At 61.8% G+C, this 19847-nt stretch carries 18 protein-coding genes; 10 read left to right on the top strand and 8 right to left on the bottom strand.

What is annotated here, in order from left to right; genetic code table 11:
- Positions 1-131: 131 nt before the first annotated feature.
- Positions 132-464 (bottom strand): cupin domain-containing protein, encoded by a 333-nt coding sequence (locus tag PG900_RS20950; RefSeq protein ID WP_270803190.1) that lies wholly within the window; start codon positions 462-464, stop codon positions 132-134.
- A gap of 226 nt (positions 465-690) precedes the next feature.
- Here PG900_RS20950 and PG900_RS20955 point away from each other — a divergent pair, with 226 nt between their 5' ends.
- From PG900_RS20955 to PG900_RS20975, 5 genes are all read left to right on the top strand, one after another.
- Positions 691-2049 carry an NCS2 family permease gene (locus tag PG900_RS20955; protein WP_016352259.1) on the top strand — a complete coding sequence of 453 codons (1359 nt, stop codon included), beginning with the start codon at positions 691-693 and terminating at the stop codon, positions 2047-2049.
- 231 nt (positions 2050-2280) lie between these two features.
- Positions 2281-3351: a dihydroxyacetone kinase subunit DhaK gene (gene dhaK, locus PG900_RS20960; RefSeq protein ID WP_270832169.1), complete on the top strand. Its 1071-nt coding sequence runs from the start codon at positions 2281-2283 to the stop codon at positions 3349-3351.
- A gap of 15 nt (positions 3352-3366) precedes the next feature.
- Positions 3367-3996 (top strand): dihydroxyacetone kinase subunit DhaL, encoded by a 630-nt coding sequence (gene dhaL, locus PG900_RS20965; protein ID WP_017410767.1) that lies wholly within the window; start codon positions 3367-3369, stop codon positions 3994-3996.
- A gap of 1 nt (position 3997) precedes the next feature.
- Positions 3998-4714: a dihydroxyacetone kinase phosphoryl donor subunit DhaM gene (gene dhaM, locus PG900_RS20970; protein ID WP_270832171.1), complete on the top strand. Its 717-nt coding sequence runs from the start codon at positions 3998-4000 to the stop codon at positions 4712-4714.
- Between the two features lie 138 nt (positions 4715-4852).
- On the top strand, positions 4853-5935 hold the full coding sequence (locus tag PG900_RS20975) for a glycerol dehydrogenase (protein ID WP_024946333.1): 1083 nt from the start codon (positions 4853-4855) through the stop codon (positions 5933-5935).
- Between the two features lie 95 nt (positions 5936-6030).
- Here the strand turns inward: PG900_RS20975 and dhaR are convergent, their stop codons facing one another.
- Both dhaR and PG900_RS20985 read right to left on the bottom strand, forming a co-directional pair.
- Positions 6031-7941, bottom strand: coding sequence for a dihydroxyacetone kinase operon transcriptional regulator DhaR (gene dhaR, locus PG900_RS20980; protein ID WP_270832172.1), 1911 nt, complete (start codon positions 7939-7941; stop codon positions 6031-6033).
- Between the two features lie 67 nt (positions 7942-8008).
- A complete protein-coding gene (locus PG900_RS20985; RefSeq protein WP_270832173.1) occupies positions 8009-8899 on the bottom strand; it encodes a LysR family transcriptional regulator in 891 nt (296 codons plus the stop codon).
- A 167-nt stretch (positions 8900-9066) separates the two neighbouring features.
- Between PG900_RS20985 and PG900_RS20990 the strand changes: the two genes are divergently transcribed.
- From PG900_RS20990 to PG900_RS21000, 3 genes are all read left to right on the top strand, one after another.
- Entirely contained in the window at positions 9067-10185 is a 1119-nt protein-coding gene (locus tag PG900_RS20990) for an agmatine deiminase family protein (protein ID WP_270832176.1), read from the top strand.
- 383 nt (positions 10186-10568) lie between these two features.
- Positions 10569-11126, top strand: coding sequence for a hypothetical protein (locus tag PG900_RS20995; protein ID WP_187269278.1), 558 nt, complete (start codon positions 10569-10571; stop codon positions 11124-11126).
- A gap of 79 nt (positions 11127-11205) precedes the next feature.
- Positions 11206-12120, top strand: a complete 915-nt coding sequence (locus tag PG900_RS21000) for a hypothetical protein (RefSeq protein ID WP_270832177.1) — start codon at positions 11206-11208, stop codon at positions 12118-12120.
- Between the two features lie 131 nt (positions 12121-12251).
- Here the strand turns inward: PG900_RS21000 and ydiK are convergent, their stop codons facing one another.
- Complete coding sequence (gene ydiK, locus PG900_RS21005; protein WP_044801002.1) at positions 12252-13337, bottom strand: AI-2E family transporter YdiK; 1086 nt, start codon at positions 13335-13337, stop codon at positions 12252-12254.
- Positions 13334-14713 (bottom strand): bifunctional NUDIX hydrolase/phosphatase PAP2 family protein, encoded by a 1380-nt coding sequence (locus tag PG900_RS21010; protein ID WP_270832179.1) that lies wholly within the window; start codon positions 14711-14713, stop codon positions 13334-13336. The genes ydiK and PG900_RS21010 overlap by 4 nt, the downstream gene beginning before the upstream one ends.
- Positions 14714-14910: 197 nt before the next feature.
- On the opposite strand from PG900_RS21010, the gene PG900_RS21015 reads away from it, so the two are divergent.
- Positions 14911-15291, top strand: coding sequence for a hypothetical protein (locus PG900_RS21015; RefSeq protein WP_024946339.1), 381 nt, complete (start codon positions 14911-14913; stop codon positions 15289-15291).
- Between the two features lie 54 nt (positions 15292-15345).
- Here PG900_RS21015 and PG900_RS21020 read toward each other — a convergent pair whose 3' ends face one another.
- Complete coding sequence (locus PG900_RS21020; RefSeq protein ID WP_270832181.1) at positions 15346-16119, bottom strand: substrate-binding periplasmic protein; 774 nt, start codon at positions 16117-16119, stop codon at positions 15346-15348.
- Between the two features lie 158 nt (positions 16120-16277).
- Positions 16278-17384 (bottom strand): hypothetical protein, encoded by a 1107-nt coding sequence (locus PG900_RS21025; protein WP_270832183.1) that lies wholly within the window; start codon positions 17382-17384, stop codon positions 16278-16280.
- A 215-nt stretch (positions 17385-17599) separates the two neighbouring features.
- On the opposite strand from PG900_RS21025, the gene PG900_RS21030 reads away from it, so the two are divergent.
- Complete coding sequence (locus PG900_RS21030) at positions 17600-17926, top strand: YnjH family protein (RefSeq protein WP_270832185.1); 327 nt, start codon at positions 17600-17602, stop codon at positions 17924-17926.
- A 471-nt stretch (positions 17927-18397) separates the two neighbouring features.
- On the opposite strand, the gene PG900_RS21035 is transcribed toward PG900_RS21030, so the two are convergent.
- On the bottom strand, positions 18398-19846 hold the full coding sequence (locus PG900_RS21035) for a catalase (protein WP_049048067.1): 1449 nt from the start codon (positions 19844-19846) through the stop codon (positions 18398-18400).
- Position 19847 lies beyond the last annotated feature (1 nt).

Below are 19847 nucleotides of genomic sequence, written 5' to 3' on the forward strand. Positions count from 1 at the left end.
CGCCGGGGGTCGCGGGTTCGAGTCCCGTCCGCTCCGCCACTACTTAAGAAGCCCAGTCTAACGACTGGGCTTTTTTTCGTTTCCGACACAGCCATCATTTCCCCCGAATTGCCTTTTCTCCCTCTAGAGACTCAGTAAAACACGCAGAGCCAGATGGTGGTCATGTCGGGGTGGGTCCATTCCACCCTGTGTTTCTGGCGGGCGGGAATATTGATGTGGTCGCCCGGGCCCAGTTGTACCAGCTGCTGTTGCTGAGTCTGCGGGTCGATGAACAGCAGGCTGGCTTCCCCCTGTACCACCAGGATCCACTCATGCTCATCCTGATCGTACCACTCTCCCGGGACGGTGTGATGACCGTGGGAGAGGATGCGTTCGATCCGCAGATGGTTGGTGCTGACCAGATCCTGAAAGAGTTCGGTAGGCAGTGGCGAGGGAATATCGTTCAGCAGATTGCGCGTGTGCATGGGTATCTCTCGTCTGACAGTGCAAGTGGTTCTCTGCAGTATAGGAGCGAGCCTGATGGGTAAAGGTGAGATCCGTGACAGGCAGGCAAGCAAATCCGTGTCCGAACGAGAACGATTACGACCATTTTGATGAAAAAGTCAGGGAATTCGCTGCAATTCCGACAAATTCTTGCTATTTTGCGCGCCACGAAAGCAAACGATTTCCTTCACACTTTCAGGACAAGTTATGGCAAAGCAAGATATGGCCGCCCAATCAGGGAACGGCGGCTTTTTGGACTCTTATTTTTCCATTTCTGCGCGCGGCAGCAGCGTGCGCCAGGAGTTGCTGGCCGGGTTGACCACCTTTTTGGCCATGGTTTACAGCATCATAGTGGTGCCGAACATGCTGGGTGCTGCCGGTTTTGAACAGGGACCGGTGTTTGTCGCCACCTGCTTGATCGCCGCCTTCGGCTCTCTGCTGATGGGCCTGTGGGCCAAGCTGCCGATGGCCATCGGTTGTGCCATCTCCCTCACCGCCTTTACCGCCTTCAGCCTGGTGCTGGGGCAGGGGCTGAGCATCCCGGTGGCGCTGGGCGCCATCTTCCTGATGGGGGTTCTGTTCACCCTGATCAGCGTCACCGGCGTGCGCCAGTGGATCCTGGACAACCTGCCCTCCGGCATCGCCCACGGCACCGGCATCGGCATCGGTCTGTTCCTGCTGCTGATCGCCACCAACGGCGTCGGCATGGTGATCAAGAACGAAGGCGCCGGTCTGCCGGTGCAACTGGGTGAAGTGACCGCCTTCCCGGTCATCATGACGGTGCTGGGTCTGGCCGCCATCTTCGGTCTGGAGCGCCGCAAGGTGCCGGGCGGCATCCTGATGGTGATCATCGCCATCTCCATCCTCGGCCTTGTCTTCGACCCGAAAGTGACCTGGCAGGGCTTTTTCGCCATGCCGAGCCTGACCGGTGAGAAAGGCTCACTGGTAGGCAGCATGGATCTGCTGGGTGCCCTCAATCCGGTGGTGATCCCGACCGTCTTGGCACTGGTGATGACCGCCGTGTTTGATGCGACCGGCACCATCCGTGCCGTGGCCGGTCAGGCGGGCCTCATCAACGAGCGCGGCCACATCATCAGCGGCGGCAAGGCACTGACTGCCGACTCCGTCAGCAGCATGGTAGCGGGCGCCGTCGGTGGTGCACCGGCTGCCGTCTACATCGAATCTGCCGCAGGCACCGCCGCCGGTGGCAAGACCGGTCTGACCGCTGCCCTGGTCGGCGTGCTGTTCCTGCTGATGATCTTCCTCTCGCCGCTGAGCTATCTGGTACCGGCCTACGCCACCGCGCCGGCGCTGATGTACGTCGGTCTGCTGATGCTGGGCAACGTCACCAAACTGGATTTCAACGACTCGGTCGATGCGCTCTCCGGCATGCTGTGCGCCGTCTTTATCGTGCTCACCTGCAACATCGTTACCGGCATCATGCTGGGCTTCGTGGCGCTGGTCGTCGGTCGCCTGTTTGCCGCCGAGTGGAAGAAGCTCAATATCGGCACAGTGATCATCGCCGTGGCGCTGGTGATCTTCTATGCCGGTGGTTGGGCCATCTAAGGCTCCCGGTTGACGTGAAGGGCTCCTGCGGGGGCCCTTTTTGTTGGCTGTGAGACGGCTAACAGTTTTCCTCATATTGGCTCCGCACTGTTTCAGATTGAAACGCCGACCACCCTTCTGCTGTTTCAGATCCGAACCAAACTTCCGGTTATTTTTATCCTGATTTCTGTCGCTAGACTGGCTCCATCAACCATCTGCCTACCCGTGTGGTGGCAAGCCAAGGAGTGAGCCATGAAGAAACTGATCAATGCCGTCGATGCCGTGGTCCGTGAACAACTGATGGGGATGGCAGCCGCCCACCCCGAGCTCAAGGTCCGTATCGAGCCACACTACATCACCCGTGCCGACTCCCCCGTGATGGGCAAGGTGGCACTGGTCTCCGGTGGCGGCAGCGGCCATGAGCCGATGCACGGCGGTCTGGTGGGCAAGGGGATGCTGGATGGTGCCTGCCCCGGCGAGATCTTTACCTCGCCGACCCCGGATCAGATGTATGAGTGCGGCCAGGCGGTCGACGGCGGTGCCGGGGTGCTGTTTCTGGTGAAGAACTACACCGGGGATGTGCTCAACTTCGAGACCGCGGTCGAGCTGCTGCACGGTGACGGGGTCAAGGTGGGTTTTGCCCTGATCGATGACGATGTGGCGGTCAAAGACAGCCTCTATACCGCCGGCCGTCGTGGTGTCGCCACGACCGTGCTGTGCGAGAAGCTGGTAGGTGCCGCCGCCGAGGCGGGCTACGATCTGGCGCGCTGCGAGGCGCTGGCCCGCCGTATCAACAACCAGAGTCGCACCATAGGCGTCGCTACCCACGCCTGTACCGTACCGGCCGCCGGCAAGCCCTCCTTCACCCTGGCGGACAACGAGATGGAGTTCGGCGTCGGCATCCATGGCGAGCCGGGCATAGCGCGTCGTCCCTTCACCAATCTCGACACCCTGGTGGGTGACATGTTCAATGAACTGGCGGACAACACTCCCTATGGCCGTACCCTGCGTCATTGGGACAGAGCCTCCGGCAGCTGGCAGGAGGAGCACACCTTCATCGAGCCGTTCAACAAGGGCGATCGCGTCATCGCACTGGTCAACAGCCTGGGCGGTACTCCCATCTCCGAGCTCTACGGCGTCTATGGTCGACTCGCCACCCTGTGCGAAGAGGCGGGCATCCATCTGGTGCACAACCTGATCGGCCCCTACTGCACCTCCCTCGATATGACCGGCATCTCCATCACCCTGCTCAAGGTGGATGACGAGCTGATGACCCTGTGGGATGCCCCCGTTCACACCCCGGCCTTGCGCCGCGGCTGCTAAGGAGCCCTCATTCCCATGCTAAGCAAACATCAGATCGTCAACTGGCTGCTCGACTGCGAGCATATCTTCACCGAGCAGCGTGACTACCTCACGGCGCTGGATACCGATATCGGCGACGGCGACCACGGCCTCAACATGCAGCGCGGCTTTACCAAGGTGGCCGAGAAGCTGCCGGCAGTGGCGGACAAGGATATCGGCCAGGTACTGAAAACCACCGGCATGACCCTGCTCTCCTCGGTCGGCGGTGCCAGCGGCCCGCTCTACGGCACCTTCTTCATCCGGGCCGCGGCCAGCAGCGATGCCTGCCAGAGCCTGACCCTCGGCCAGCTCGGCAGGATGCTGGCCGACGGGGTGGAGGGGATCGTCTCGCGCGGCCGCGCCGAGCCGGGTGACAAGACCATGTGCGATGCCTGGTGGCCGGCCCTGGGCGCCCTGCAGCAGGCGGAGCAGCAAGGCTTGCCGCTGCCCGAGGCGCTGGACAAGGCGGTCGCGGCCGCTGCCGCCGGCACCGAGGCCACCATCCAGATGCAGGCCCGCAAGGGGCGCGCCAGCTATCTTGGCGAGCGCAGCATCGGCCATCAGGATGCCGGGGCCACCTCGACCCTGCTGCTGCTGACCGCCCTGCGCGACAGAGCGAGGTTGTGACATGATCGGAATCGTAGTGGTCTCTCACAGCGCCATACTGGCAGCCGGCTTGAAAGCGCTGGCCGACCAGCTGGGCAGCCCGGCGAAACTGTTGCTGGCGGCCGGGGTCGATGACCCCGACCATCCCATCGGCACCGACGCCATCGCCGTGATGAGTGCGATTGAAGAAGCGGATGACGGCAGCGGCGTGCTGGTGCTGATGGACTTGGGCAGCGCCCTGCTCAGTGCCGAGACCGCCCTCGAGCTGTTGCCCCCGGAGCTGAGTGCTCGGGTACGGCTCTGCCCGGCCCCGCTGGTCGAGGGCACCCTGGCCGCCGTGGTGGCAGCCGGATCCGGCCTGACGCTGGACGAGGTCGCCGCCGAGGCGCTCGGTGCGCTGGGCCCGAAGCAGGCGATGCTGCCGGGCAAGGCGGAGCCGCAGGATGTCGAGGCCGCTCCTGTCCCCGACGACGGTTGGCTGCGCTGCGAGGTGGTGGTGGACAATCCCCACGGCCTGCACGTGCGCCCTGCCGCTCGTCTGGTGGCGGTACTCAAGCCTTTTGCCGCCGAACTCAGGCTGCAAAAGGAGGATAAAGAGGCCAACCCCCGCAGCCTGACCCGGCTCACCATGCTCAACGTGCGCCAGGGTGACCAGCTCACCCTGCTGGCGCGCGGCGAGGATGCCGAGGCCGCCTTGGCCTGCTTCCAGCAGCTGGCTGCGGAGCGCTTCGGCGACTGACGCCACTGTTTCAAGGCGCTGCACTCGCTCGCTGAGCCGGTGCAGCCCCATTCAAGACGAAGGAGTCCCCGGCACTGCCGCCCCTTCGCCCCTGTTAGTTTCAAAAGATGTCTTATGAACTAGAGAGAGGGATAAAATATGGACCGCATCATCATCAGCCCCAGCAAATACGTGCAAGGCAACGGGGCCCTCGCCAACATCGGCAACTACGTCAAGGCGCTCGGCGCCAAGCCGCTGATCCTGGCCGACGCCTTCGTCACCAAGCTGGTTGGCGATACTGTGGCCACCAGCTTCCACGGGGCAGGCATCCAGCCCGAGTTCGACTGCTTCAACGGCGAGTGCTCCCGCCCCGAGATCGACCGCCTGCTGGCTCGCTGCAAGCAGACCCCGTTTGACGTCATCATCGGCATCGGCGGCGGCAAGACGCTGGATACCGCCAAGTCGGTCGCCTTCTACCAGCAGGTACCGGTGGTCATAGTGCCGACCATCGCCTCCACCGATGCCCCCACCAGCGCATTGGCGGTCATCTACACCCCGGAGGGGCAGTTCAGTGAATACCTGATGATCCCGACCAACCCCAACATGGTCATCATGGATACCGGCGTGGTCGCCCGTGCCCCGGTGCGGCTGTTGGTCTCCGGCATGGGGGATGCGCTCTCCACCTACTTCGAGGCGCGCGCCAACAAGGTGTCCGGTTGCCAGACCATGGCCGGTGGTGCCTCCACCCTGGCGGCGCAGGCCATCGCCGAACTCTGCTACAAGACCCTGCTGGCCGATGGCTACAAGGCCAAGCTGGCGGTGGAGCAGGGGCTCTGCACCAAGGCGGTGGAGAACATCATCGAGGCCAATACCTATCTGAGCGGTATCGGCTTTGAGAGCAGCGGTCTGGCCGCCGCCCACGCCGTTCACAACGGCCTGACCCAGCTGGCCGAGTGTCACCACCTCTATCACGGTGAGAAAGTGGCGTTCGGTACCCTGGTGCAGCTGGTGCTGGAGAACGCGCCGATGGCGGAGATCGAAACCGTATTGGGTTTCTGCCGCTCGATTGGCCTGCCCACCAACCTGCATATGATGGGGGTCAAGGAGCTGGACATGGCGCGCCTGATGGACGTGGCCAAGGCCTCCACTGCGGAAGGGGAGACCATCCACAACATGCCGTTCAAGGTTACCGCCGAGGACGTACTGGCGGCCATCGTCACCGCCCACCAGCTGGGGCTGTAACAGCGCCACCGCTGACCCTGCCATATAAAGACGGCCCCGCATCTGCGGGGCCTTTTCGTTTTCAGCGGGCCTGTTGGCGACAGCTCGGGCCGGCGTCAGCCGTGATAGTCGGCGGGGTCGATCTCGAGCAGTTTCAGCCGTCGCCAGAGGGTGGTACGGCCGATCCCCAGTTGCTGGGCCATCTGGCTCACCTGCCCCTTGCAGGCGTGGGCGCAGCGCAGGATGGCTTGCCGCTCCAGCTCGGCCAAGGTGAGCAGTGGTTGTCCCACCACCTCGTCCGCCACCAGTTGATGGCCGTGACGAATGGCGGCCGGCAGTGCCTCGGGCGGGATCTGCGATTGGCTGGAGTGAAGCAGGGCATGCTCGATGGCGCTGCGCAGCTCCCCCAGGTTGCCGGGCCAGCGGTAGGCAAGCAGGCAGTCGAGGGCCGCCGGGCTGAACTGGCGCCCCGGCTCGCGTCCCTGTGCCCCCAGCTGCTGGCTGATGAGGCCGGGCAGATCCGCAGTGCGCTCGCGCAGGCTCGGCAGCCACAGTTCGCACGCCTGCAACGCATAGAGCAGCTGCCGCCCGAAGTGCCCCTCCTGCACCTTCTGCTCCAGCGCGGCGCTGCTGGTAGTGATGATCCTTACCTTGAGCGGCAGGATGCGGGCCGAGTCGAAGCGCTGGAGGCGGCCGGTCTTGAGCAGTTGCAGCAGCGCCGCCTGCATGGGGGCAGAGAGGCACTCTACCTGCTCCAGCACCAGGGTGCCGCCGTGGGCCAGTTCGAACTTGCCGGCCCGCTCCTGTCCCGCTTCGTCGGAGCCCATCAGTTCCAGCGCCATCCGCTCGCTCGGCAGTGCCTGGCAGTTGAGGGTGACGAGCGGGCCGGCGGCCTGCTCGCTGCCAAAGTGGATCGCCTCCGCCAACTGGGCCTTGCCCACCTCCTCCTCGCCGCGCAGCAGGATGGGGCCCGGGCTTTGGGCCGCCTGCCGGGCGTAACGCAGCAGCTTGCGCATGGCGCTCGACTCGCCCACCAGCGCCGACAGCTCGGGTACCGTCTGCCGTAGCTGATGGATGGCTCGCAGCCGATCGACCGGGTGCAGCAGCACGATAAAGCTGACGCCGTCCGGTCCGGGCAGCGGCTTGAGGCTCACCAGCGCACTGATGAACTCAGCCTCCTGCCCGCCCACCCGCTCCAGCGTTACCTCCACATGGCTCAGGGTGGTCTGCCCCTTGATGGCGAGCTGCAGCCGCTGGGGCAGCAGCAGGTGCTGCTCCAGCGGCTGGCCGAGGCAGAGATCCGGGTCGAGCCGCAGCCGCCTGGCCGCCAGGGCGTTGAGGTAGCGAAGCCGACCCTGCGGGTCCCAGGCCAGCACGCCGTCATCCATGCCGTCCAGCAGGGCGTAGAGCTCGCTCAGGTGGTGCTGGGACTCCTGCATCAGGGTCTCCATCTGCAGCAGGTGGGCCAGCTCGCGCCCGGCGCTGACGGTTAGCGCCAGATCGCCGGCGTTCGCCTCTTCCACCTTGCAGGTCAGCGCCATGATGGCGACCTGACGGCCGTTGCTGTTGTAGACCGGGCTGGCACAGCAGTGCCAGGGGTGCAGGGTCTGGTTGAAGTGCTGGGTACCGCTGACGCAGAGCGGCATTCCCTCCAGCGCGGCCAGGTTGATGGCATTGGTGCCGATGCGCCCCTCGCTGAAAAAGGCGCCGAGGCCGAAGCCGAGCACTTCCAGCTCCGCCAGGGTGTCGGGGTGGCCGGTGCGCGCCAGCAGGCAGCCGCTCTCGTCGGTGAGCAGCAGGGCGCAGGGGCGCCCCTCCATGAATTCGTAGAGATCCTCGAGCGCCATCTCGCCGGTGGTGAGCAAGTCGCGCTTGCGCTGGCGCAGGCTCTGCAGGGTTTGCCCCTTGGCGCTGTGGGGTGGGTGCCAGAGGGTCGGGCTGGTCTGGTGGGCGCAGCGCAGCCAGGAGGCTTGCAGATAGTCAGGCCAGGCCTGGGCTGGCGGCATGGAGGCGGACAGGATGGTCACGACAAGATCCGGCAAAGAGACGAACGCCCATTTAACCACCCTTGCCGGCCCGATTCAGTGACCTGCCTCAGAGGGATGGCAAACCATCCTCGGCGGGAGCCGGGTCGGCAAACTGCAACTCAAGCCAGCGACAGAAGGCGCGGCACTCCGGCATGGTCTCGCTCTCCTGATGCACCAGCAGATGCCACTGCGGCCCCTTGACCCTGTGGGTGGAGAGCGGCAACAGTTGCCCCTGCTGGCGAGCGGGATGGGAGAGCCGCTCGCTCACCAGGGCTATGCCGAGCCCCTGGCAGGCAGCTTCCAGCAAGAGGCCGGGATCGGAGAAGTTGAGCCCCCGGGTCTGCAACTGCAGATCCTCTCCGCCCTTGAGGGTCCAGTGGTGCCAGTCCAGCTCCCGCTCCCCGTGCAGGGTGGTGCGCTCTGCCGCAGGTAGCGCCAGCACGGCGGGGGCCGCCACCGGCAGCAGGCGGTCTGCCAGCAGCAGGTGGCGGCACTCGGCCTGGGGGGCCAGCTCCCAGCGCAGGGCGAGATCGATGGTCTGCTCGGCCATGTCGGGCTCTTCGTCACTGGTGAACAGCCAGAGATCGACCTCGGGATGGGCGCGATGAAAGGCCCCCAGCCGCGGCAGCAGCCAGTGGCGGGCGAGGGCGGTGCTGGTGTTGAGCACCAGCTGGTTCGGTTTGCGGTACTGCTCCAACCGCTGGATCCCCATCGCCAGCTGCAGCAGCACGCTCTGGGTGGTCTCCAGCAGATCCTGCCCCGCATCGGTGAGGGTGACCGAGCGCCCCTGCCGGTGAAACAGCGGCTGGCCGAGCAGCTCCTCCAGCGAGCGGATCTGCTGGCTGATGGCGGACTGGGTCAGGTGCAGCGCCTGCGCCGCCTGATGAAAACTGCCGAGTCTGGCCGCCGCCTCAAAGCCCCGCAGCACGTTGAGCGGGGGCCACTGCTTGAACACCATTGATTAGCTCCACTTATCACTTTTACCGAAAATCGATCGTTTGTTCGCCATCCATGCAGCAGATAGTCTATTACTCAGCGTGATTCGATTAACAGCGCTTGTTTTTGATCCCCCTTTTGTTGGGCCAGGACGCTCAGGTTCGAGCCCGTTTTCACAGGAGTCATCTCATGTCATCCCGTCGCCATGTTCTGAAACAGCTGGCCGCCCTCGGCGCCTTGGTCGGGCTGGGTACGTTGCCAAGGGCCCAGGCTGCCGCAGCCGTCGCCAGCCCGGCAGACACCCGCTTCTACATGCCGGAAGAGTCGACGTTTCAGACCCGGGTCTGGGTGGCGTTTGCCGCCAGCGAGGCCATCTGGGGCAGCGACTATCCGGCGGTGCAGGCCACCATAGGCAGGCTGGTGCAGGCCATGGTGCCCTATACCCAGGTGAATGTGCTCTGCCGCGAAGCCGAACAGGCGCTGGCCCGTCAGCTCTGCGGCGAGCAGAACACCCGCTTTGTCGTCGCCGAGCTGGACGACATCTGGCTGCGGGATACCGGCGGCGTCTTCGTTCAGAACGAGGAGGAGCAGCTGGGGCTGGTGGATTTCAACTTCAACGGCTGGGGTGACAAGCAGGAGCACGAACAGGATGCGGGTGTGGCCGAGCTGATCAGCCAGCAGGCCAAGGTCCGTTATCTGCAGAGCAAGCTGACCGGCGAGGGGGGCGGCATCGAGGTGGATGGCAACGACACCGCCATCCTGACCGAGAGCTGCTGGCTCAACAGCAACCGCAATCCGGGGGTGAGCAAGGTGCAACTGGAGGCGGAGCTGAAGGCCAATCTGGGGCTGCGCAAAATCATCTGGCTGCCCGGCATCAAGGGCAAGGACATCACAGATGCCCACGTCGACTTCTACGCCCGCTTCGTGCGCCCCGGGGTGGTGGTGGTCAATCTGGACAACGACCCCCAGTCCCACGACTACGAGGTGACCCGCCGGCACCTGACCATCCTCAAGCAGGTCACCGATGCGGACGGCAACAAGCTGGAGCTGCATGTGCTGCCGCCACCGCTGGACGGGCGGGACAACCGCTTCAGCCGCAGCCGGGATTTTGCCGCCGGCTACATCAACTATCTGCCGATCAATGGCGCCGTCATCGCCCCCGAGTTTGGCGACAAGGCGGCCGACAGCTACTGCCACGAGCTGCTGACCCGCCTCTACCCGGGTCGCGAAATCGTGCAGATCAATATCGATCCGGTGGCCGCCGGTGGCGGCGGCATTCACTGCATCACCCTGCACCAGCCAGCCTGACCTTCCCTTACCCACTGATAACCCGGAGCGTTGCCACGCCCTGGGTTATTTATCTCCCCCCTGAACCGCAGCCTACCTCTTGTCCAGCAACACTGTATAAGACGTTGCCCCGATCACACTCCTGACCTGTTCACAACGTCGAAGCTGTGTGACGCTTTCTATTACCGCACTAGAAGTGTATTTTGCTCCGAGGCTAAAGTAGAGCCAAAAGAGAATGTATGACGAATGTGTTCAACACCAGATTCCTGCCGGTAATCTTGTTATTTAAAAATGTATTTTCGCGGTAATCAGGACAAATCGGAGTTATATAGATGGATCTTCTAACGGATTATTACCCCTTCAATTCCATCAGTGTTAAATTGCAAAGTGGAATATAGGCTATTATGGATGGCTTTACATTTACATCAGAGGTAATCAAAGCGGTCTCTTGGCCAAGCGCAGTTATCGCTATTGTACTTCTATTACGAAAACCAATTCTCGAACTTGCTCCATTGATGAAGAAACTTAAATTTAAGGAGTTAGAACTTGAGTTTTCTCAAGAAATACAAGTATTAAAGTCAGAGGTGAGCGATGTACTTCCCGTAAAGGGCATAAAGCACCAATTGGAGATACCCCCAACTTCAAAAGCGCTAGACCTAGTTCCTTATTCAACACGGGCTGCCATTATTGAAGCATGGATTGAACTTGAAGCTGCAGCAGTTGAAACTGCCAGCTCGTTCTGGAATCAGCCTCCTAGCGATGTATTTAGAAAAGATCCTAAACTAGGTGACTATCTTCATCAGTGTAAGGTTTTAGATGATAAGCAACTTGCATTGTATAAGAAGCTTCGTCAATTAAGAAATAAGTCCGCTCATGCAGAAGAACTTAACTTAAATGAGAATGATGTAAGGGAATATATTGAAATGGCAGGTTCCCTAGCTAGACATATAAAGAATTACTAATAACAACCAAATAAACCATTCAATCAAAGACACGCTGGCACATGTGATTTAACTTGGTGTCATTTGATAGGAGATGAAATTGAAACTGATAGATATATTGAGTGATAAAACATTAAATCCATCACTCATAATTGGCAACGGTATTAATAGGTACAACAGCTCTAAGGCTGATAAAAATAACTCTTGGGATAAGATGCTGTTAGAGCTTTGGAGAAAGCACAGTAATTCTGAATCACAGCTGTCTACACCTACAGGCATTTCTCTTACCGAATTTTATGACGCTCTTGATTTAACAAAGAGATCTAACGAAATTAATTTGCAATATGAATTCTGTGAGTTAATGAGTGGCTGGGAATCTAAAAGTCATCACTTGGCAATTTCCTCATGGGCTCAAAGCAATGGAATACCAATATTAACCACAAATTTTGAGGAGACTCTTTCCTCCAGCATTACTCAGGAGATCAGACATTTTGATTCAATAACTTTCACTGACTTCTATCCATGGGGAAGTTACTTCTCCGATCATGAGGTTATTGATCCTGCCACTGAATTTGCTATTTGGCATATTAATGGTATGCAGCGATATCGTAGGAGTATACGGCTTGGTTTATCTCATTACATGGGCTCGGTCGAGAGAGCTAGACGGTTAATTCATAAAAATAATGAATCAACGCTGTTCTCTGGCAAGAATGTAAATGAGTGGTCTGGGTATAAAAGTTGGCTACATATAATATTTAACAATGATTTGATATTTATAGGTCTAGGTCTTGATACCACAGAAGTATTTTTAAGATGGTTGCTAATTGAACGCGCTAAATACTTTAGTAAATTCCCTGAACGAAGAAAGAAGGCATTTTTTGTCCATGCAGACCAAATTTCTCTACCAGTCGGGCAAACACTATTCCTAAATAGTGTGGGGATTCAAGTTGTGCATGAAAGCTCTTATGATGAACTGTATTCTTTACCTTGGACATCAAGTAAACAGCGTGTTTAAGTGGGGTTTGGCACGTGTAGCCCATAGATTCGATTAGCGAAGCTGCATGGGACGGCAATAAACAAAAGAGCCGCCCGATGGGCGGCTCTTGGCATCAGCGATGGTGGCTGAATCGTCTTTTGACTGAATCGTTATTGGGCCTTGGGCGGTTCCACCGCAGCGGCCGCCGGTTGGTCATCCTCCTTGATCCAGGCATCCAGCAGGGTGTAGCCCACCGCCAGCACCACCGGGCCGATAAAAAGGCCGATGATCCCCATCGCCAGCAAGCCGCCGATAACCCCCACCAGAATGAGGATGAGCGGCAGGTCGGCACCGCGCTTGATCAGGAAGGGGCGCAGGAAGTTGTCCATGGTGCCCGCCAGCAGCGACCAGACCAGCAGGAAGGTGCCCCAGGTGGTATCACCGCTCCAGTAGAGGTAGCCGACACAGGCCAGCAGCACCGGGAAGGGGCCGATCTGGGCGACGATCAGCAGGAACATCACCACCACCAGGATCATGGTGTAGGGGATGCCGGCAATCAGCAGACCCAGTCCCGCCACCGAGGATTGCACCAGGGCGGTCACCACGACCCCCATGGCCACGGCGCGGATCGCCTGTGAAGCGAGCACGGTGGCGTTGTCGCCGCGCTCGCCGGCCAGCCGGTGGGCGAAGCGGCGAATGCCGGTCGCCACCACTTCACCGGAGTGGTAGAGCAGGCCACAGATGCCGACGGTCAGCAGGAAGTGGACGAACAGCAGCCCCAGGTTGCCCGCCTGGGAGGCGAGCCAGCGGGCGGTCTGGCCAAAATAGGGGGCCAGCTTGGCGAACAGCACCTGGCCACCGCTCGCCAGAATTTGCTGCCAGAAGTCATAGAGCTTGCCGCCTACCAGCGGCACCTGCTGCAACCAGAGCAGCTCGGGAGGCGGGGAGTGGCTGATGGTGGTGCCGAGCTCAATCAGCATGGGCGCCTTCTCCGCCACGTTGGCCAGCGCCATGAACAGCGGGATGACGAACATCAGCAGCAGTACCAGGGTCATGCTGAGGGCCGCCAGGGCGCGCTTGCCCCACAGCAGGCGCTGCACCATCAGCATCAGCGGCCAGGTGGCGATGGTGATCATGGTGGCCCACACCAGGGCGGGCAGGAAGGGGCGCAGCACCATGAAGCAGGAGACGATGAGGAGGCTGAGAAACAGCACTCCCAGGGTTATCTTGGCCAAATCCACTTTTTTCATATTCATAGCAATCCCTTGTCAGGGCCTGGGCCCTTGGGTAGCGGGTCATTATTCACGAGTGAGAGTATCCACCAGAGGCCGGCGCTCAACCAGAGCCCCAGGCAACAATAAAGCAGCCACTGGCCGAGCAGGATAAGCCAGGAGCTGGTCAGCCAGAGCTGCAGCGCCCACCAGAGCACCCCCAGCGGCAGGCCGCCGAGCAGCGCCAGCAGCGGGGTACGCCAGCCGGTCTGCGTCGTGCGCGGCAGCGGCAACAGCATGCCGAGGGTCAGCCCCAGGCTGAAGGTGGCCAGGCCCGCTAGCGCCGAGGATTGGCTCCACCCGGCTGCCAGCGCGCAGGCGAAGGTGAGCCCGGTCCAGCTCCACGACTTGGCCGCCAGGTTGGCGAGGCGGGGATGCAGAGCCAGCAGCAGGGCGCCAAGCAGCAGGCCGGCCGCCACATCCGACAGGAAGTGAACCCCGAGCCAGACCCGGGCCAGCCCGGTCAGGGTGGCCAGCAGCAAGGCCAGGGCGATGCTGCACCAGGGGTTGGCGGGCCAGCACCCTCTGAGCAGCACGCCCCAGAACAGCAGTGCCGAGGCGGCGTGACCGCTCGGCATGCCGAAGCCCTGGGCGCTGCCTTGTGCCAGCGTGGGATCGAGGTGGAAGGGTCTGGGCCAGCCAATCCCCTCCTTGGCCAGCTGCACCAGCAGGGTGAGGGTCAGCATGGCCAGCAGCAGTTGGCGCACCCGGAGCCAGCCCAGCCAGGGCAGCAGCAAGGGTAGCAGGGCAAGCTGAAAGGCGGCTGAACCGAACAGGTTGCTGACTTCGAGCCAGCGCACCTGGGTACCGAGCCAGGTTTGCAGCTGGTGGATCAGCGGCACTTCCATTTGGTGCAGTGCATTGCCCTCGCCACGAAAATCGGGCAGCCACAGCACAGGGCTGTCGGGAATGGCGGCCAGTTGGGGGGCCAGCCAGTCGAGCTGCGCCGGAAAGCGGCGCTGATCATCCGGCAACCGGGCCGGAGCGATCAGCCTGGCATTGAGGATCTCGCCGCCCAGATTGGGGGCCCGCAACAGGGAGACAAAGCCGGAATCGGTTTGTGCGCGAATGGGTTCCAGGGTCTGGCAGGCAAACAGCAGGGCGCGCTGCCATGACCCCAGCTCGGCGATGATCCGGCCCCGCAGGCCGGTCTCTTCATACAGCTCCCGCAGCGCCGCCTGTTGTGGCGTTTCGCCCGCGTCTATGTAGCCGCCGGTCAGGCTGTAGCGGGAGGAGACCCTGTCCTGCACCAGCAACAGCTGTTGTTGATGTTTGACCACGCAGACGGCGGCGCTTGGCGCGGCCAGGGCGGGCAATCCCGCCAGCAGGAGACAGAACAGCAAAAAACAGTAGCGCGACATGACAGCCTGACGAGTGAGGGAGAATGGGCACAAGCGTCACAGAAATCAGATAGTTGGGCAATGGTTTCCGGTCTGGCTTCGCAACTTGGAGCTGCTGGACGAGGGGCCGGCCGGCTGCGCAAGGATTGCCGTGGGGAGAGGCAGTCCCTAGTATTGGCAGCTATGTTATTTTCATGCAGCAAACCTTGGGACCTTCCATGAAACAGTTTGGCTTTTTTCTGGGTATCGCCATCGGCGTCATCCTGATCCTGTTCGGCAGCATCGTCATCTTCCAGGCCCTGCCTGCCGCGCTGGACGTGCTGGAGATGCCGAGCCGCATCCCCTTCGTGCGCGAGGTTTACACCTGGCTGATGACCAGCGCCAGCGGCCTGACCGGCCAGCTGGAGCAGAACTTCCTGGAAGCGTTCCAGACCGTGCTCAAGCTGATCCTGCTCATCACCTTCATGTGGGTCTGCGTCAAGCTGGTCAACATGGGGGTCTTGATCATCCGTGCCGGGGTGGACCTCATCCGTACTGCCATCGAGCACAGCGAAAGTGCCCAGACCAAGAAGTCCGATCACGACCACCACTTCCAGTGAGCGGATCGCACCATGAAACAGGCCACCTTCGGGTGGCCTGTTTGCATCTTGGGTTTATTCGATCGTGGGCAGGTGATCAGCCGGCGGTGACTGCACCACATCCTGATAGCGGGCGATGAGCCGCTTGAAGGCCTCCCCCTGTCTGACCTTGTCGAGCGCCTGCTGCAGGCGGGCGACCTGCTGTTTGTCCGCCGCCGGGTTGAAGGCGAAGCAGTTGTCCTGATCTGCCAGGGTGGCGACGGTGACGAAGGTATCGGATGAAAAGCCGAGCTGCCTTGCCTGGTGGAACAGCATGACTTCGTTGCCGGCCACCAGATCGGTGCGGGCCATGATGAGCTGGCGCACCACCTGATCCATGCGCTCCACCGACATCAGGTTGGCGGGGCTGATGCCCCGGTTGAGCAGCAGCTGCTCCCCCACATCCGCCTGCATGACTCCGATCTGCAGCTTGGTCAGATCGGCCTTGCCGGTCACCTTGGGGGCATCCCGCTTGCGCCCTACCAGCGAGACCCGCGAGTGGCTGATGGGGCAGACCCAGAGAAAGTGCGGATCCCGCGCCTGGGTGTGGGCTGTGGTGAACAGCACCGCATCCGGCTGCTGGGTCAGCAGGTACCAGGCCTTGGCCCAGGGCATGAAGTGGATGGGCTGCTCCGGCTCGCCCATCTCCTGCCACATCAGCCTCAGCAACTCCACCGCCAGGCCGGTGCTGTTGCCCTGCTCATCCTGGCCGTTGAACGGCATGTTCTGCTCGGAGTAATAGGTGAACGCCGAGGCGGGCATGGCTGTGCCAAGACAGCAGCAGATCATCAGGCTGAGCAGACGCGACATGGCAGCACTCCTTGCAACAAATCGTCCTTCCAGTTTAGGGGGCTATGTCGAGAAGTTCATGATTTCCCGCGCCCGGTGGCGTGGATGGCGAGGGTTTGTGGTGGGGAGCGAGGGGGCGGAAAACAGCCAGGCCATCTTGCGATGGCCTGGTGAGGGGCTTACTTGAGCAGGGCTTCCATCTCGGCTTCGGCAGCGGCGCGCGCGGCCTCGGCCTTGGCGGCCGCATCCGCCGCCGTTGTTGCGGTGGCAGTGGCGCTGCTGGCCGCCTGCTTGGCCGGTTCGGTGACGGCCTTGGTTGCCTGCTGCTGCACGGTGGCAGTGGCGCTGCTAGCCGCTTGCTTGACTGGTTCGGTCACAGTCTTGGTGGCCTGCTGCACGGTGGCGGTGGCGCTGCTGACCGCCTGCTTGGCCGGCTCGGCCACGGCCTTGGCAGCTTGTTGCTGCACGGTGGCGGTGGCGTTGCTGACCGCCTGCTTGGCCGGCTCGGTGACGGCCTTAGTGGCCTGCTGCTGCGCGGTGGCAGTGGCGTTGCTGACCGCCTGCTTGGCCGGCTCGGTGACGGCCTTGGTGGCCTGCTGCTGCACGGTGGAAGTGGCACTGCTGGCTGCCTTGCCGGCCTGTTGCTGGGCCGAGGTAGCGGCGCCGCTCACGACCTGCTTGGTGGTGTCAGCCATGGTCTTGCTGGCGCCCTGCTGCAGGGAACCCAGCACACTGCCAAATACCGAGCTGGTGGTGGCGGCGCCAGTCAGGCTCTTGGTAGCCGAGCCGGTCAGACTGTTGGTGGCGCCGGTGAGTGCGCTGGTTGCCGGATTGCCCTGCGTCTGCCAGTTCTGCATCTCGGTTGGCCAGCTCGGGGCGCCGGCCGCCAGGTTCTCGCCAAAGACCTGGGGCGTACCGTCCCCCTTGAGCAGCATGACGGACATCTGGTTGGTCTGTGAGTTCCACACCATGCCGGCCTGCTTGGCAACGTCCGGCACGGGGGCGTAGCGGGAGACCACGTAGAACAGCGGCCCCTCCTGCTGCAGCTCGTTGGCGGTCTTGAGCAACTGCATGGTGCTGTCGTAATTGGGGCCGAGGATGCTGGTCATCCGGTCCTTGATCAGCGGCTGTTCAAACAGGTTGGCTTCATTGGGGTCGAAGCCGACCAGAGGTTTGAGCAGGGCCCACATCAGCTGGCTGGTGGGGCTCATCATCAACAGGGGGGCGACGCAGGCGGACAACATCAGGCTCAGGCAGGCCGCCTGGAGCAACGGCATGATACGCATTGGGATAATATCCAAATAACGATTTGATTAATAAGGTTATATTCGTCGAGAACCGACAAATCCACCGGGGTTTTCCTGCACCTATTTTGACGGGCATGAGCAGGCGCTGGCAGGCTATCATATTGGCTTGGGAATGCCAGCGAGGGCGCTGCTTATTAATCAAGTTTGTGTCGTTTCCGGTCGCCTGAACCTTCTATCGAGCGAGGAGAGACATCATGTATCTGGGCAAGAGGGTAGGTGGCTGGCTGTGGCTGGCACTGCTGGGCGGTGCGACCGGCACTGGCGTGGCGGCAGAGCCGAAGCGGGCGGAAGTGGGAACCGAACTGGTGCTGCCGCTGGGCTCGCTGCCGGAGCGAGTCTGCTGGTATCAGGATCAGAGATATTCGCTGGGTGCCAGGATCCAGCAGGGCGACAGCTGGCTGGAGTGCGCCCCGCAAAACGAGCTGGAGAGCAACGGGCCGCTGGCCTGGCGCGAGCCGCAAAGGGCGTCGGATGCGGCCGGAAAGGCGACGAAGAGCGGCATCATCAGCGTCGGTCAGTGAGGCTTTTCTTGATCCAGCTAAAGACATGGACGTGACCTCTATCGCATAATGCGGCTCTTTTCCTCTCTTGGCTGGAACCTAAGAAATGGCTCGTCGCTCTTCCAATGCACAACGTCGTCGCAGTAGCTGGTGGTACAAACGCCTGTTGGCAAGGGAGCGGGAAGAGCGCGAAGCGCGTTCCGTCCGGGATTGATACAGCAGTGAAAACAGAGCCTTGAGCTCTGTTTTTTATTCATCACCGCAGACGCTCACTGTGACACTCTGCCTATGCACAGCATGTTTGCCGTAACGGGTGGTACAAACGCCTGTTGGCAAGGGAGCGGGAAGAGCGCGAGGGCGCTGCGTCCGGGATGGATACCGCAGTGAAAACGGAGCCTTGGGCTCCGTTTTTTATCTATCAAATACCGTCATGACGAGAACGGGGGCCAGCAGGCCCCCGTTTTGCTTTTGCAGATGTTGACTGCCTGCGACTTAGCGCTGCAGGGCGGCCAGTGCCAGTTCGACCCGCTTGGCGTACTCGGGGTCGGCCTGCTCGAAGTGCTTGAGCTGGGCCGCGACGATGGCGTCATCCTCCACATTGACGAGGGAACGCGCCAGGTTGGCGGCGAGGCGTGAGCGCTGCCCCTCGTCCATGATCCGGAACAGGTTGCCCGGCTGGCTGTAGTAGTCGCTGTCGTAGTCGCGAAAATCGTAGTGCAGGGCGGCCCCTTCCAGGCTCAGTGCCGGCTCGTGCTGCTCGCTCGGCTGCTGGGTGCCGAAGCGGTTCGGCTGGTAGTTGGGGCTGGCGCCACCGTTGCTGTCGGCCCGCATGGCGCCGTCGCGGTGGGCACCGTGGTGGAACGGGCAGCGCGGGGCGTTGACCGGCAGCAGGCCGTGGTTGACGCCGAGGCGATAGCGCTGGGTGTCACCGTAGGAGAACAGGCGGCCTTGCAGCATGCGATCCGGCGAGAAGCCGATGCCGGGCACCACGTTGGCCGGGGTGAAGGCGGCCTGCTCCACGTGGGCGAAGTAGTTGTCCGGGTTCTGGTTGAGCTCCAGCACGCCGACCGGGATCAGCGGGTAGTCGCTGTGCGGCCACACCTTGGTGAGGTCGAACGGGTGGATCTTGTAGGTCTGGGCTTCGGCCTCCGGCATCACCTGCACATAGACCTTCCAGCGCGGGAAGTCGCCCCGCTCGATGGCGTTGAACAGATCGGCCTGACTGGTCTCCCGATCCTGGCCGACGGCGGTGGCGGCCTCTTCATCGGTGTAGAAGCTGTGGCCCTGCTCGGTCTTGAAGTGGAACTTGACCCAGAAGCGCTCGTTGGCGTCGTTGATGAAGCTGAAGGTGTGGCTGCCGTAGCCGTTCATCTCGCGCAGGCTCTTGGGGATGCCGCGATCGCTGAACAGTATGGTGACCTGGTGCAGGGACTCGGGATGGCGGGACCAGAAGTCCCAGGCAGCGGTGGCGCTGCGCAGGTTGGTGCGCGGATCCCGCTTCTGGGTGTGGATGAAGTCGGGGAATTTCAGCGGATCGCGAATGAAGAACACCGGGGTGTTGTTGCCCACCAGGTCCCAGTTGCCCTGCTCGGTGTAGAACTTGAGGGCGAAGCCGCGCACGTCGCGCTCTGCGTCGGCGGCGCCCTTCTCACCGGCCACGGTGGAGAAGCGCAGGAACACCGGGGTCTGCTTGCCGACGGCATTGAACAGGTCGGCCTTGCTGAAGGCGCTGATGTCATGGGTCACGGTAAAGGTGCCGTAGGCGCCCGAGCCTTTAGCGTGAACCACCCGCTCCGGGATCCGTTCCCGATCGAAGTGAGCCAACTTTTCCATCAACCAGATGTCTTGCATCAGCACCGGGCCGCGGGGGCCGGCGGTGAGGCTGTTGTTGTTGTCGACAACGGGGGCGCCATTGGCACTGTGCAGGGTCTTGTCGTTCATG

The organism is Aeromonas sp. QDB03 (assembly GCF_027707985.1).
GTDB classification, from domain to species: Bacteria; Pseudomonadota; Gammaproteobacteria; order Enterobacterales; family Aeromonadaceae; genus Aeromonas; species Aeromonas hydrophila.